The sequence below is a fragment of the Streptomyces sp. NPDC036813 genome (assembly GCF_055609245.1).
Genome location: NZ_JBVJPV010000016.1, coordinates 134,407 through 148,035 on the forward strand (window position 1 = coordinate 134,407; position 13,629 = coordinate 148,035).

General features: G+C 70.5%; 12 protein-coding genes and 2 pseudogenes. 5 read left to right on the plus strand and 9 right to left on the minus strand.

Annotated features, from left to right (window positions below):
* Positions 1–75: 75 nt before the first annotated feature.
* Positions 76–915: a patatin-like phospholipase family protein gene (locus ACZ67Q_RS29865; RefSeq protein ID WP_471188394.1), complete on the minus strand. Its 840-nt coding sequence runs from the start codon at positions 913–915 to the stop codon at positions 76–78.
* A 137-nt stretch (positions 916–1,052) separates the two neighbouring features.
* Between ACZ67Q_RS29865 and ACZ67Q_RS29870 the strand changes: the two genes are divergently transcribed.
* The gene (locus ACZ67Q_RS29870; RefSeq protein WP_471188397.1) at positions 1,053–1,709 is read left to right on the plus strand and encodes a TetR/AcrR family transcriptional regulator; all 657 of its coding nucleotides are present in this window, start codon (positions 1,053–1,055) and stop codon (positions 1,707–1,709) included.
* A 288-nt stretch (positions 1,710–1,997) separates the two neighbouring features.
* Here the strand turns inward: ACZ67Q_RS29870 and ACZ67Q_RS29875 are convergent, their stop codons facing one another.
* Both ACZ67Q_RS29875 and ACZ67Q_RS29880 read right to left on the minus strand, forming a co-directional pair.
* Positions 1,998–2,168, minus strand: a complete 171-nt coding sequence (locus ACZ67Q_RS29875) for a hydrophobic protein (protein ID WP_121790737.1) — start codon at positions 2,166–2,168, stop codon at positions 1,998–2,000.
* Positions 2,169–2,861: 693 nt separating this feature from the next.
* Entirely contained in the window at positions 2,862–3,104 is a 243-nt protein-coding gene (locus tag ACZ67Q_RS29880; RefSeq protein WP_471188400.1) for a hypothetical protein, read from the minus strand.
* A gap of 226 nt (positions 3,105–3,330) precedes the next feature.
* Here ACZ67Q_RS29880 and ACZ67Q_RS29885 point away from each other — a divergent pair, with 226 nt between their 5' ends.
* A complete protein-coding gene (locus ACZ67Q_RS29885; protein WP_471188631.1) occupies positions 3,331–4,005 on the plus strand; it encodes a GAF domain-containing protein in 675 nt (224 codons plus the stop codon).
* A gap of 71 nt (positions 4,006–4,076) precedes the next feature.
* Here ACZ67Q_RS29885 and ACZ67Q_RS29890 read toward each other — a convergent pair.
* The 5 genes and pseudogenes from ACZ67Q_RS29890 to ACZ67Q_RS29910 all read right to left on the minus strand — a co-directional run.
* Positions 4,077–4,808 (minus strand): annotated as a pseudogene (locus ACZ67Q_RS29890) (alpha/beta hydrolase); the annotation flags it as partial.
* A 162-nt stretch (positions 4,809–4,970) separates the two neighbouring features.
* On the minus strand, positions 4,971–5,381 hold the full coding sequence (locus ACZ67Q_RS29895) for a hypothetical protein (protein WP_471188402.1): 411 nt from the start codon (positions 5,379–5,381) through the stop codon (positions 4,971–4,973).
* Positions 5,382–5,463: 82 nt separating this feature from the next.
* Positions 5,464–6,039, minus strand: coding sequence for a hypothetical protein (locus ACZ67Q_RS29900; RefSeq protein ID WP_471188405.1), 576 nt, complete (start codon positions 6,037–6,039; stop codon positions 5,464–5,466).
* 298 nt (positions 6,040–6,337) lie between these two features.
* Positions 6,338–7,645 carry an SUKH-4 family immunity protein gene (locus tag ACZ67Q_RS29905; protein WP_471188407.1) on the minus strand — a complete coding sequence of 436 codons (1,308 nt, stop codon included), beginning with the start codon at positions 7,643–7,645 and terminating at the stop codon, positions 6,338–6,340.
* A 145-nt stretch (positions 7,646–7,790) separates the two neighbouring features.
* Positions 7,791–9,218, minus strand: a complete 1,428-nt coding sequence (locus tag ACZ67Q_RS29910) for a non-reducing end alpha-L-arabinofuranosidase family hydrolase (protein WP_471188409.1) — start codon at positions 9,216–9,218, stop codon at positions 7,791–7,793.
* A gap of 716 nt (positions 9,219–9,934) precedes the next feature.
* Here ACZ67Q_RS29910 and ACZ67Q_RS29915 point away from each other — a divergent pair.
* The 3 genes from ACZ67Q_RS29915 (at position 9,935) to ACZ67Q_RS29925 (ending at position 12,757) form a co-directional block, all read left to right on the plus strand.
* Positions 9,935–11,365: an endo-1,4-beta-xylanase gene (locus tag ACZ67Q_RS29915; protein WP_471188413.1), complete on the plus strand. Its 1,431-nt coding sequence runs from the start codon at positions 9,935–9,937 to the stop codon at positions 11,363–11,365.
* A 616-nt stretch (positions 11,366–11,981) separates the two neighbouring features.
* The gene (locus ACZ67Q_RS29920; RefSeq protein WP_471188416.1) at positions 11,982–12,233 is read left to right on the plus strand and encodes a hypothetical protein; all 252 of its coding nucleotides are present in this window, start codon (positions 11,982–11,984) and stop codon (positions 12,231–12,233) included.
* 2 nt (positions 12,234–12,235) lie between these two features.
* Positions 12,236–12,757 carry a hypothetical protein gene (locus ACZ67Q_RS29925; protein ID WP_471188418.1) on the plus strand — a complete coding sequence of 174 codons (522 nt, stop codon included), beginning with the start codon at positions 12,236–12,238 and terminating at the stop codon, positions 12,755–12,757.
* A gap of 73 nt (positions 12,758–12,830) precedes the next feature.
* Here ACZ67Q_RS29925 and ACZ67Q_RS29930 read toward each other — a convergent pair.
* Positions 12,831–13,601 (minus strand): annotated as a pseudogene (locus tag ACZ67Q_RS29930) (class I SAM-dependent methyltransferase).
* Positions 13,602–13,629 lie beyond the last annotated feature (28 nt).

Sequence of the window (13,629 nt, forward strand, 5' to 3'; positions counted from 1 at the left end):
TCCAAGTGGAGCGGCGGCGTTCGCCCGGTACCACGCACAGGCCGAGGCTCCACCGTCTCGTGCGGTTTGGCGCGGTCACCCCTGCCAGACGTCGGCGACCGAGGCGGCCAGCGCACTGGCTTGGGTGTGGCCCGCGCGTGCGGCAGCCGACCGGCGGGTGTCGTCCGCCATGTTCCGGCCCATCACGCTGCGCGCGGCGCGATCGGGGGACAGCAGGATGACACGCGCGCCCTCGGCGGACAGTTCCGCGGCCTGCTGCGGGGCGCTCGGGTGCGGCCCGACCGCACGGGGGACCGGCGCGATCGCCAGTACCCGGCCGTACCCGCGTGCGAGCTGGAGGTTGGCGGTCGAACGGCTGCCGCCGTCCATCCAGCGCCGGCCCGCCACGGTGACCGGGGGCCACACGATGGGTACGGCACAGCTCGCCGCCGCCGCTTCGAGAAGCGTCACTCCGGAGTGCGAGTCGAATATCTCGCTCTGCCCGCTCCGCGCGTCGACCGCGGCGATCCGCAGCTCCCGTTCGGGCCACTCGCGTACATCGCCGAGGAGCGCGCCGATCGTGTCGAAGACGTCCGACTCCGGGACGGTGCGGGCACGCAGTGCTGCCCGCGCGAGGCGTTCGATGGACCGCTGGGGATCGCGGGAGCCGAGAGCCGCCCAGAGGAAGCTCGCCGTCTGGCGCGCTGTCACCGGCAGGCGGACCGCGTCTGCTCCGGAGAGCTGGCGCTCGTAGAGATCCTCGGCGGGGACGCCGGACCGCAGCCGCGATCCGAAGACGGCACCCGCGGACGTGCCGATGACGACGTCGGCGCTGCCGAGATCGATCCCGGCCTCGGTGAGCCCGGCGAGCACCCCGGTCAGCCAGGCCCCGCCCACCGGTCCGCCGCCGCCGAGCACGAGTGCGCTGCCGGACATGCTTCCGCCCTCCCCGTATGCGACCGCGGACGGCCCGCCCGCGGAAACCAAAGCGGGGAGCTATCCCCGCTTCGCTCGAACGATAGCATCCGCATCGGGGACCACTCCCCGGTACGGCGCAATAAGAGGGAGACGTGATGGGCGACCGTTCGCCGGCAGGGCGCCGCGACGCGCTGCGCAACCGGAAGCTGCTGGCAGACACAGCCCGCGAAGTCTTCGCCGAACAAGGCCTGAACGCCCCGCTCGATGTCATCGCCCGCCGGGCGGGCGTGGGCAACGCCACCCTGTACCGCCACTTCCCGACCCGCGCCGCACTGGTCGACGAAGTCTTCCGGGACGCGCTCACGGAGACCACAGCCGCCGGCGAACGGGCGCGAACCGCCCACGACGCATGGACGGGACTGACCCAGTACCTGCAGACCGTGTTCGCGAGCCTGGCCGCGGACCGCGGCACCAACGACCTCATGACCACGAACCTCAAAGGCGTCGCTTCCCTGGAGGCGATCCACGCCCACAACCGGGAAACCATCGACGAGCTGCGCCGGCGCGGACAGGAACAGGGCACCATCCGCCCGGACCTCACCACCGAGGACCTGCTCTTCACCCTGGCAGCGCTGGGCCGGGCGGTACCCGCGCTCACCACGGTCGCCCCGGATGCCTGGGTCCGCCCCCTCGCCCTGCTCCTCGACGGCCTGCGCGCCCATCCGACCGCGCCCCCTCTGCCCGCACCGGTTCTCAGTTCCGACCAGCTCGGGAAGGTGCTGCTCAACATGGGTTCACCCAAGCCAGGCTGAGAGGCTCCCCACGCCACCGGCGGACACGGCCCACGGGCCCGGCCTTCAGGGGCGGCCGGCGCAGCGGATCGGGCCGTGCGCAGCGGCCCCGCAGACAGGAGGAGCAGGGTTCCACTGCTGGGTCTGCGGGGCCGGTGCATGGCTCACGTATCCCGTGGTGCGTCCGATACGCCCGATCCCTCCCAACTGCCCAGTGGGGCGGCTTCTTACGCGAGTGGGGCCCGGCCGTATCCGGCCGAGCCCCATCACCTCACGCGCGTGGCGCACTCCTCGCGCCGGGCGTTTCCTCTACCAGCGGTACCAGCGGCCCTTGCGGCCCGCGCCGTCCGCGGAACGGACGACGAAGCCCAGCAGCCACACGATCAGCACGATCACCGCGATCCACCAGAGCGCCTTCAGCGCGAAACCCGCACCGAAGAGGATCAGAGCCAGCAGCAGAACCAGAAGCAGGGGAACCATTGTTATCAACCTCCTGGCCAACGAATGCCCTTATCTCAGCCCTACAAGCACACAAAATGCGAGTTACTTCCACGCGGTGCGGGGCATATGCAGGCGGGGCGCTATGCAGGGTTCCCCGTGTCCCGCCCGGCACGCACCACAGCCCGGCAACGCGACCCGCTCGGGCGGTGGGTGCACCAGCGGCGCAAGACACTGCACACCGACGAACTCGCCCTCGCCGCAAGGAGCTGCCGGCCGCGCCAGAGGCCGGGATGGTGTGAGAGCAGGGCGAGGAAGCATGGGACGCAAAGCTCGCCCCGCTCAACTGCCCGCCGTCCAGGAGCCGTTGGTGAGGCTGCGGCTCATGGGCGGGACGCGGCCACCGGCTGGGCGCCACGCCGCTGACCGGCACGGTGTCCTCGGCCGTGGTCGCCGTCAGCCGGCCCTCAGCCGCGGCGACGCCATCGCCGCCGTGGACACTGCCACGTACCGGACGACGGCGCGCTGCGCCACCGGCGCCGGTACCGCCCCGCTGCGCATGGCCCTGGGGGACGGGGCCGCCCTCTGGTTCGCCTGCGGCGACCAGGGGGAGAGCAACCTCGGCTCGCTCACCTTGGGCGCCCGGCCCCGGGCGGGCGGCCGGCCACCCGTCCGCCCCGTGCAGAAGTGCGCCCCGTCGGCCGCGAGAGCCGGCGAGGCGCGGCGGCGTCGCGGTCAGAAGCAGGTGCTCGGGGACGCCACCCACGACGACGTGTACGTACCGTTGGTGAACCATATGCGGGTGTAGTAACAGTTCCCCGCAGCGCCCAGGTCCGTCGGATCCTTGAAGTCCTGGGGCACGTAGTCGTAGGTGGTCGGGGAGACCACACCGCCGGTGACCGGCGCGTCGAAGTAGATCGGTTCCCGCGACAGGTACCACGGCTTCCAGCCGACCTGCAGCCAGATGCGAACATCCACGGCAGGGGCTGATGACCGATCGTGTCGGCAGATGATCCGGCTACGGTATGGGCGTATTGTCCGTGTGTATGGGATGTGACCGGTGCAGTCGGGGCCGTGCCACATTGCGGCGGTCGCCCAGTCGCGATCACCGGGGGGCATCCGGCGTTCGCCGGTACGTTCGCGGCATTCCGCCGGCTGCTGCGCACGCGAGCGCGTGGATCATACGGGATCGGCGTTCGGGAGGGTGAGGCATGTCCGAGGCGGCCGCCGACGCGCTCTCCCTCCGAACCCGGCCCCTGGCCCGTCGGCGCTGGGTTCCGTCCTGGCCCGGTGCGCGCGGGAAACCGGTGCGTACGCGGGCGCCCTCTATCTTCCGTCGCTCGACAGTCAGGTGCTGCAACTGGCGATGCTGAGCGGGATCTCCCAGAGGATCGCGTCGCCGTGGGCGCGGGTTCCGGCGGAGGCTGCGACGCCGGTGAGCGACGCCGTCCGCGACCGGCGGCTGGTGTGGGTCAGCGGCCAGGAGGAACTGGCGCGCCGCTACCCTCAGCTGGCGCTCGTGCTCCCGCACCCCTTCGCGATGGCCGCCGCGCCGATCATGTCCGGTGCCCGGGTGTGGGGCAGCCTGGTGCTGCACTGGTCCAGCTCACACCCTCCTTCGTTGAGCGCACAGGAGCAAAGGGCGATCGCGGCTTCCTGTGATCGGCTCGGTGCGGTCATGCAGCAGGCCGCCGCCGACGGGCATCCGGTACTGGCCGGGCCCGAGCCGCACATCATTTCTCTGGGCGATCACGGTGACGACATCGAGGTATCCGCCGCTGTGGGCCTGTCGAGTTCGGTGGGCCGTCGAATGATCGAGCGCAGGGCGCTGATCACGACCGGCCATGCGGCCGAGTCGGGGTCGATCACGTCGAAGTGACTGCCGCCCGGGACCTCGTCGACGGTCACGCCGATGGTGGTGGCGTAGTTGCGGACCATGGTGAGGGGCAGGGCCTCGTCCGCCGTCCCGTGGACGAGTACCGTGCGGCCCGCGGGGGCGCCGAGGGCCGCTGGGTCGGCGGCGGCGTAGCGCTCGGGTACTGCGGCGGCGTTGCCACCGAGGAAGTCGGCGACGGCGCCGCGGCCGCTGCCGAGGGCGTCGGCGGCCGCGAGGTCGGCGGTGGGGGCGAGGGCGAGGACGCCGCGAATCGCGGGAGGGGTGTCGGTCCGGCCGGGGGACCCGATCGGGAGTCGATGTCGTGTCGCCGCCCAGAGCGCCAGATGCCCGCCGGCCGAGTGACCGGCGTATGCGACGCAGTCGGCGTCGATCTGTCCGGGCGCGGCGGTCGCGGCCAGTGACGGCAGTAGGTCGACGGCGCGGGCGGTGTCGATGAGTGTGGTCGGCCAGCCCCCTCCGGCGCCCACCCGGCGGTACTCGACGCTGGCGACCGCGCACCCGGACTCCCGTGCCAGAGCGCGGGCGAACGGCTCGATGTGCCGTCGATCGTGCTTGGTGCGCCAGAATCCGCCGTGGAACAGCAGAAGCAGGGGCACGGGCGCCTCTGCGTCCTCCTGTGCCGGGAGGAACAAATCAGCGACCTGGTCCGGAAGCTCGCCGTAGCGGAGCGGGACAGATGACACGCAACACCCCTCGATCGATACCTCGTTTCGAGGTATCGAGGGTACCCCTGCCCGGGGAGGACCGGTAGGGGCATCGGGGGCTCGAGCGTCGGGGCTCCGCACCCGCAAGGCCGTATGTCGGCTGGGGACTTGAGTTGCAATGAGGTGAGTGGGGGGCGATGTGCGCCCCGTGAGCCGTCACCGATCGGGGACTTGACGGATGTCCTTGGCCTGGCCACTCTCACGGTCGTCGCCGGCGCAAACCCGGCCCCCGGCCGTGCCGGGCTACTGGTACACCCGCCACCGGCGTTCCGCCTCGGCGCGAGCCACCTCGGCGTCGTACCGGCTCGCGTCGAAGTGGAGCTCCGGCGGAGGGTAGGGCGCAGGGGTGTGCGCCGCCCACGGAACTTCCCGGTCAGACCACTGAACGATCTCCCCGAACCGCTGGACAACCACGCTCAGGAAGCCGCAGCAGCCACCGATGCAGTCCGGTTCCCCCAGTTCGAGACGGCGCGCCTCGCCGGTGGCCCGGAGGGGGCTGCGGCGCCCGGCCGGCAGCGCATCCGTCGCGTACGGTCCCCGGCCACCTTTCCCGACCGCTGTTTCGACGATGTCCTCGTCGTTGACCCAGAACCGCACCTGGGCGGCAAACCGGGGTCCCGGCGGCAGCACCTTGATCTCCAGACGATCGAACATCGGGCCACCCCAGGGGCTGGGCCGCACCCGCCAACCCCGGCCCGAGCGGCAGCGATTGCTCGGTCTCGCGGCGTGATCCTGGCTACCGCTTCCCGTACATGCCGCGGAAGGAACGCGCGAACCCGGCCAGGTTCCGGGGGCAGGCCCACACCTCCAGCGTCACGCCGCCCTCGAACCACGACCCGGCCGCCTCGTCGTCGGGCCGGAGCTCCTCGTCGGCCGGGTCCGGGGCGGCGTTCCCTGCGGATCGGGCCAGCATCTCCAGCACCTCCGTAAGGTTGTCCAGTTCGTCGTCGAGCGCCATGTCGTCACACGGGTGCGCCCCATGGCCACACGGCGCGCGTCCCAGCACTCGTTCGGCCTCGGCCATCGTCTCCAGGACCTGGGCCTCGGCCGCCGCGTCCGCGTGTGCGCAGTAGGGGCCCGTCAGCACCAGCCCGAGGGCCCACAGCGCGGTGTCCGGTCCACCGGCCGCCACGCTCGCCCGGAGATTGCGGGCGCACTCCACCACCCTGGCCCGTGTGTCACCGAGGTGGTAGCCCTGCCGGATCTCATCCCACTCTCCGATGAGTTCCTCCCACTCCGCCGGGGTGCTGGGCGGCGCGGCCCGGAGCGGCTCGTCGTCGTACCGGTCCTCGACCGTCTTCCTCGTGACCATGATCAGAGGATGACAGACCCCGCGGGCGCCCGGCGGCGCGAGGGTGTGCCAAGGCCGAGGCTGTGTCCGGCCGTCGGCCCGCCCGGACAGGCGGCGCGGTCGGCCCGTCCGGCGCTCCGGTCGGCTCCCCCACGGTTCGTCTGCCGGAGCCGGCTTCCGGGCCCGGCCGTGTGCTGGTGGGCACCTCACGATCGTGGAGTCCACCGGCAACGGCTCGGTACGCGCCCCCTGCGTGTCCGTCAACGGAACACACCCCGACCGACGACCGGCTGATCCGAACGGAACCGCCCGGTAGCCGCTAGAAGCCGTCCGCCCCCAGCTCCGTGATGCCGGCGTAGAGCCAGCTCCACACCGTGCCCGTCGCGGTGTTCTGGTCGGACAGGTCCGGGGCCAGTTCCGCCAGCTCCGCCAGGAACAGCTCCGTGACCTCCTCCTGGCCGCCCTCCGCCGGGTACGGGTGCCAGCAGGCGTTGCGGTAGCGGTCGACGGCCTCCAGGACGCGGGTGAAGACGTCGAGGTCCGGGGCGAGCGGCACCAGCACGTCGTGAGTGGGTCCCGTCAGGCGACTCCAGATGTGCACCGTGCCGTCGTGACGGTGGAGGTACAGCTCGCCGTACTCGGTGTCACCGAAGGCGATCAGGTCGGCCGCGGCCACACCGTCGGGCAGCCCCTTGTCCGCGAGGGCGCCCGGAGCTGGGGGGCGCATGGCGTCGACCGGGTGGGTCTCGTACTGGGCGCTGTGGCAGTTCCACCAGGCGGGCAGGCCGATGTCCCGCAGAAACCGCCTGCTCCCCGCGTGGGTGAGCCCTTCGGGCAGCTCACTCTCGGGGACGCGCACCACGTGCTGCGCCCCGAAGACCTCGTCGACCCGGGCCGCGGTGAGCGGACCTGTCGGCCGCCGCACGGCAGGGGCCGGTCCCGGCGGCGGTTCCTCCGCTGACGTGGGGTCGAGGCCCGCGTCGCGCGGCCAGTCCCGCAGCGCCTCGGTGTGCGTCTCCACGACCGCTATGCCGTGCACGCTCTCGACGAGATGGCGGGTCCGCTCCCCGTCGGCGGCGAAGGCCACGGCGCCCTCCCACTCCTCCGGCAGGAACAGATCGAGGTCGCACAACTCCGGTGCGTCATCGGCTCCGATCGCGGCCGGCGCGCCGGTCAGTGCCGTCTCGTCCACGGCCGTCACCCGGCGACCGGTCGCGGCGTCGAGCCAGAGCGGGCCGCGCTGGTCGGTCACCTCGACGAGTTCGCGCTCCCCGTCACGGCAACGGCGCACCTGGAAGTAGTCGCCGTTCAAGCTCGGTCGGGACGGGAACCAGTGGACCGGCCGCCACCACGCCCACACCGTCCGCCACGGCATGCCGGGACCGGCCGCCGCGATCCGGTCGGCGTAGTCGTGATGACCGGTCGCCTTCGCCGCGAAGTGCAGCCAGGAGGCGAACTCGGCGGGCGTCACCTCCGCACCGCCGAAGATCGCCTCGGCCTGCAGGAAGACCTCGCCCCCGACGCCGCGGGCACGGTCGCCGTCGGCGAGGTGGTCGCGCAGGAGCGCACGGTCGGCGGTCAGCAGCCGGGCGGGATCGGCCAGTACGTCATCAAGATTGTTTTTCATGCGGGCATGCTGCCAGCCACCACCGGCAGTCCGGCGCGGTGCCTGAGTCGTACGTCCGCAGCTGAGGGGAACCCCGGCCGCCGAACGGCCGGGGTTCCCCGGGATCATGAGCGTCGGTCAGCAGGTGGAAGGGCTTGCGGGGAGGTCAGCGGCGCAGGGTGAGGACACCCGGCCGCCATGGCAGCTGGTCGTAGGGGCCGCTCGCGGTGGGGGACTTGCCCTGGTAGAGGAACTGCAGGTTGCAGGGGTCGATGGTCATGGTCTGGTCGGGGTTGTTGCGGACCAGGTCACCGTGGCTGATGTCGTTGGTCCAGGTGGCACCGCTGTTGGCCTTGCCCGCGAAGGGGTTGCTCTCGCTCGCGGCCTGCGGGGTCCACGAGCCGCTCAGGCTGGAGGCCGTGAAGGAGCGGAAGTAGCGCTGCTCATTGGCACCCCGAGCCTCAACGATCATGAGGTACTGGTTCTGGCCCTGGACCTTGTAGACCTGCGGCGCCTCGAACAGGTTCTTCGTCGTGTCGCTCATGACCGTCGTGTACGACGAGCCGAAGTTGCCCGGGAAGTTCCCGATCGGCATGCTCGCCCGGTAGATCTTGCCGTTGTCACCGGCGAAGAACAGGTACATGTTCTGGCCGTCGCCGATCAGGGTCTGGTCGATCGGGCCGGTGCCGGAGTCGGGAAGGCTCCCGGTGAACAGCGGCTGCGGCGAGGACCAGCCGTTGGGGTTGGTGGGATCGCTCGAGGTGCGGTAGACGAAGGGCGACGCACCCCACTGGTAGGCCAGCACCCAGATGTTCTTGGGCGCGAAGTAGAACAGCGTGGGCGCCACCGCGGCCTGGCTCATCCCGGTCTGGCCGGCCGACGCCATGTCCGACCAGTTCGTGAAGGGGCTGAACATCATCGAGCCGTACGACGATCCCGACACGTTCGACGCGTAGACCAGGTGCTTGCCGTTGTAGACGACGTCGGTGAAGTCCTTCAGCGCCGCCCACCCGTTGGCCGGCTGCGCCAGGGCACCCGTCGACGTCCACCCGTACGTCGACGGAAGGGAACACGTGCCCGGCGGGGTCTGCGTCCCGGTCAGGCCGGTCCACTTCTGGCCGCTGCCGCCGTTGCACGTCCCGATCTGCACCGCCGTACCGTTGGCCGTACCGGAGCCCTGGGCTTCCAGACACAGCCCGGACTCCGCTCCGACGACCGTGCCGTCGGAGTTCACCTGCCACTGCTGGTTCGCACCACCCGAGCAGGACCAGATCTGCACCCGGGTACCCGGCGCGGTGGCGTGACCGGGAACGTCCAGGCACTTGTTGCCGTACACGGTCAACTGATGGCCGTCCGTCAGCGTCCACTGCTGATTGGTCCCACCCCAGCAGTCGTAGAGCTGCAGGTACGTGCCGTTGTCCTGAGCGGCACCCGGCACATCGAGACACCGGTTCGAACCGACGCCGCGCAGGGCGCCGCTGGTGGCCGCCTGAGCCGGGGTGACGGCCAGCATCGCCGCCAACGCGGCCAGGACCGCGACCGCGGCGGCGAGCACGGCAGACGTATGCCTGCGGCTGAAACTTCCTCTGGGCATGGGGACTTCCTCAACCTTGAGTGGGCGATTCCGGCTGTTCCGCTGTTTGGCGAGGTCATGACATGCATATGCATGCGGTGCGACCCCTGCGGCTTTGCGTTCTGAGGAGGTGCCATCGGAGCTGCTGGGCACAGGAGCGACGCATTGCATGTTCGGTATGGCGAACGCAAGTCGAAGTGTCGAGCAACTGAATGATAGGCAACCCATGAAGGGCGTCAACAGCTCGCGCATGATTCGCCGTCAACTCCGAAATATGTAAGTCACCTTCGCGCGAAACGGCACACACCGACCTCCATGGTCCTGGCGTACGGGACCACGCGACCAAACCCCTTTCCCCGGCCCCACGACTGACAGGCTGCGGACCGCGAGAACGCCGTCCCACTGCACCACCGGTACCGAATGTTTCGATGCAACGAGTGAAACTTTATTCGCAGCGAGTATTGACGATGCGTCATCACACCTCAATCATTTCTGCCTGAGCAACCGGCCACAGGTCGATATCTCGAACCAGCACGGGTCTTGGGCAGCCCGTGCCGCACGGCAGATTCATGCACCACACGCACTACAGATCCGCGCACCAGCACACCGAGGTGTCCGGTCATTCCCTGCTGCCCGGACTCCGGCCCGCCCCGTCCGTTCGCCTGCCGCACGGCAGCGGAGGACGCAGAACCCCTGCGCTTCAGTCCTTCCGTGATTTCCCCCTTGGAGGCACAGTGATGGGCTCGTACGCCCTTCCCAGGCCCGTGGTCCGCCGACGGATCCGCGGCCCGCTGTTGACACTGGTCACCGGCGTCCTCGTCGCCGCCGCCGCACTGGTCGCACCGCCGACCGCACAGGCCGCCGAGAGCACTCTCGGCGCCGCGGCGGCGCAGAGCGGCCGCTACTTCGGAACCGCCATCGCTTCGGGCAGACTGGGTGACTCGACGTACACGTCGATCGCGGCCCGTGAGTTCAACATGGTGACGGCCGAGAACGAGATGAAGATCGACGCCACCGAACCGCAGCGCGGCCAGTTCAACTTCACCGCCGGTGACCGCGTCTACAACTGGGCGGTGCAGAACGGCAAGCAGGTGCGGGGCCACACCCTGGCCTGGCACTCCCAGCAGCCCGGCTGGATGCAGAGCCTCAGCGGCAGCCAGCTGCGCCAGGCGATGATCGACCACATCAACGGCGTGATGGGCCACTACAAGGGCAAGATCGCGCAGTGGGACGTCGTGAACGAGGCCTTCGCCGACGGCAGTTCGGGAGCCCGCCGCGACTCCAACCTGCAACGCACCGGCAACGACTGGATCGAGGTCGCCTTCCGCACCGCGCGCGCCGCCGACCCGGCCGCCAAGCTCTGCTACAACGACTACAACATCGAGGACTGGACCTGGGCCAAGACTCAGGGCGTGTACGCCATGGTCCGGGACTTCAAGCAGCGCGGTGTGCCGATCGACTGCGTCGGCTTCCAGTCGCACTTCAACAGCGGCAGCCCCTACAACAGCAACTTCCGCACCACCCTGCAGAACTTCGCCGCGCTCGGCGTCGACGTGGCCATCACCGAACTCGACATCCAGGGCGCCCCGTCCTCGACCTACGCCGCCGTGACCAACGACTGCCTGGCCGTCGCGCGCTGCCTCGGCATCACCGTCTGGGGGGTACGCGACACCGACTCCTGGCGCTCGGGTGACACGCCGCTGCTGTTCAACGGCGACGGCAGCAAGAAGCCGGCCTACACCGCCGTCCTCAACGCACTCAACGGCGGCTCCACCACGCCCCCTGCGGATTCCGGACAGATCAAGGGTGTCGGTTCGGGCCGTTGCCTGGACGTGCCCAGCGCCAGTACCACCGACGGCACCCAGCTTCAGCTGTGGGACTGCCACAGCGGCACCAACCAGCAGTGGACGTACAGCGGCGCCGGCGAACTGAGGGTCTACGGCAACAAGTGTCTGGACGCCGCGGGCACCGGCAACGGCGCCAAGGTGCAGATCTACTCCTGCTGGGGCGGCGACAACCAGAAGTGGCGCCTCAACTCCGACGGATCCATCGTCGGTGTCCAGTCCGGTCTCTGCCTCGACGCGGTCGCTGGCGGAACCGCCAACGGCACCCTGATCCAGCTCTACGCCTGCTCGAACGGCAGCAACCAGCACTGGACCCGCACCTGACCTCACCTGCCACGAACGAAGGCTCGCATCGATGACGTTCTATGGTGCGGTCTCTCCCGCCCCGCGAGGCAGACGTCGTTGATGGTTCCGGGTCGCCGCCGCCCTGGCGGCGACCCTCGCCGTCGGCATGCCCACCAGGGCGCACCCATGGGCCCTCGGGACGTCAGGGCGGGATGGCCGCTCTTGCCTGAGGTAGTGGACACGGCGGTCCTGACGTCTTCAGGCTCCGGGGGCGAGCCGGAGGAGGGACAGCGGGAGCAGCGTTCACGTTCAGCACCGACAGCGGCGCCCCGCTGCTGCACATCGAGGCCGACGCCTCCGCGACGGAGGCCGTGCTGCCGGCGTCGGCGGCGGCGGACAGTGCGCTGGAGAGCGGTGAGGAGCCGGGACCGGTCACCGAGGTGCCCGATGAGCCGATCGCGCTCGACGCGGACGGCCTGCCGGTCGAGCAGACGGCACCGGTCACCGCCGGCTCCGCCGCGTCGTCCTCGGTGCGCGTCCAGCGCGCCACGGCGGCCGCAAGCACGACCGCGCCTGGTGGCAGCAGTACTGCTTCTTCGGTCAGATCAAGAACAAGAGCCACACCTGGACGGGCGCGGAGGACTTCCGCCGCCACATGCTCGGGTACCGCGGCACGCAGCACCTCTCGGCCGCCTACGCCAAGCCCGGGGACCTCGTACTGTTCATGTGGAAGAAGGAACGGGGGTACAACCAGGTGGCCACCGTGGAGCGCAACCGGCACGGCCTGCAGCTGATCCAGCACGGCTCCTCCGACCGGACCAGCCTGGCCGCCGCCATCATGCGGTACAAGGGCAGGGCCAACTACATCGAGCGGGTCATCGTGCTGCGCCCGAAGGCGAGGAACTGAGCATGGCACGCGGGACGCGGGTCGCCGGCATCGCCGCGGCGGCCGTTCTGGGCGGCCTCCTCACGGGCTGCGCCTCGGGCGGCGCACATGACTACCAAGCCGATTACAGCAACCACCGGCCGCTGCACGTCGTCGGCTACCCCTCCACGGGAAGCCTGGAGACCGTACAGAAGGCCGTGTGGCGGCTCGCGGACGGCGACACCGAGGGACTGGCCGCACTGGGCGTCGACGACCAGGACGCCGACGCGACGGCCCGCAACTGGGTCCGGTCGTTCGGCACGGCGGCCAAGGGCGAGGTGACGGCGGACTTCTACGACGAGGGATCCGTACGGCAGGTAGTCGTGCTGTACTTCGCCAAAACCGGCCAGGTGAAGGAGATCGAGGCCCGCATCGGCGAGGACGACGCCTGGGGGCTGACCCTCGCCGAACCCGACCCCGCCGAGGCGTCCGCCGGGCCGCAATGGGCACCGGCGAAGCCGGGTGCCACCGGCTCCCGCACGTCGGGCACGCAGCCGGGCGACTGACACGCCCGCTCAGTGGTGAGGGCCGCATCCCCGGCGCGGCTCCGGGATGCGGCCCTTGCTCGTCCGACTCGGGCTACTTTCCTTCGGCCGCGGCGCGGAAGACGTACGCCGTCATGGGGGCGGTGACCGGCCCCGGGCCCAGACGTGCCGTCATCTCCTCGACCACAGTTGCCCGGACAGCGGGTCCGTCGCCGCGCTCCTCAACGGCCGCGCGCACCGGTGTCCCGGTGAGGTACCCGGTGGCGAGGTCGGCGGTCGACGCGGCCCGCCCCTGGAGCGTCAGCTCCTGCTCCTCCTCGACGGCGAACCCGGCGGCCTCCAGATCAGCGACCACCACAGCGGGGTCGGCGTATCCATGCGGAACCGTCGGGAAGAACCGCGGTGGATCGACCGGGAAAGCCCGCTCCAGCCCTGCCTGCAACGCGACTTCAAAAGTGTGCGTCGCGAGCGGGCCCCAGGTGTTGAACAAGAACCGGCCGCCCGGGGCCAGCATCCGCCGGACCTCGGTGAAGGCCGCGACCCGGTCGGGAAAGAACATCACACCGAACTGGCACACCACCAGGTCGAAGCCTCCGTCCGGGAACGGCAGCCGCTGCGCGTCGGCCTGCCGTCACACCGCGCCCGGGGCGCGGGCGGACCCGTGAGCGACCATGGCCTCGTTCAGGTCGGTAGCCGTCACTTCGGCCGACGCAACCTTGGCGAGCAGGTTCGATGTCAACGCACCCGTCCCCGCCGCCAGCTCGAGGATTCGCCGGGGGTGGAGCGCGGCCGCCCTCGCCGTCAGGTCCTCGGCGAAGGGCCGGAAGACCACCGGCACGAGGTACTGCTCGTAGGCCGCCGGCATGGACTCCGACCACAACTGGTCGGCATTG

Coding starts and splice junctions, on each gene's coding strand:
- ACZ67Q_RS29875 (WP_121790737.1), bottom strand. CDS start 2,168: ATGGTTCCCCTGCTTCTGGTTCTGCTGCTGGCTCTGATCCTCTTCGGT.
- ACZ67Q_RS29870 (WP_471188397.1), top strand. CDS start 1,053: ATGGGCGACCGTTCGCCGGCAGGGCGCCGCGACGCGCTGCGCAACCGG.
- ACZ67Q_RS29915 (WP_471188413.1), top strand. CDS start 9,935: ATGGGCTCGTACGCCCTTCCCAGGCCCGTGGTCCGCCGACGGATCCGC.
- ACZ67Q_RS29920 (WP_471188416.1), top strand. CDS start 11,982: ATGCTCGGGTACCGCGGCACGCAGCACCTCTCGGCCGCCTACGCCAAG.
- ACZ67Q_RS29895 (WP_471188402.1), bottom strand. CDS start 5,381: ATGTTCGATCGTCTGGAGATCAAGGTGCTGCCGCCGGGACCCCGGTTT.
- ACZ67Q_RS29910 (WP_471188409.1), bottom strand. CDS start 9,218: ATGCCCAGAGGAAGTTTCAGCCGCAGGCATACGTCTGCCGTGCTCGCC.
- ACZ67Q_RS29900 (WP_471188405.1), bottom strand. CDS start 6,039: ATGGTCACGAGGAAGACGGTCGAGGACCGGTACGACGACGAGCCGCTC.
- ACZ67Q_RS29865 (WP_471188394.1), bottom strand. CDS start 915: ATGTCCGGCAGCGCACTCGTGCTCGGCGGCGGCGGACCGGTGGGCGGG.
- ACZ67Q_RS29925 (WP_471188418.1), top strand. CDS start 12,236: ATGGCACGCGGGACGCGGGTCGCCGGCATCGCCGCGGCGGCCGTTCTG.
- ACZ67Q_RS29905 (WP_471188407.1), bottom strand. CDS start 7,645: ATGAAAAACAATCTTGATGACGTACTGGCCGATCCCGCCCGGCTGCTG.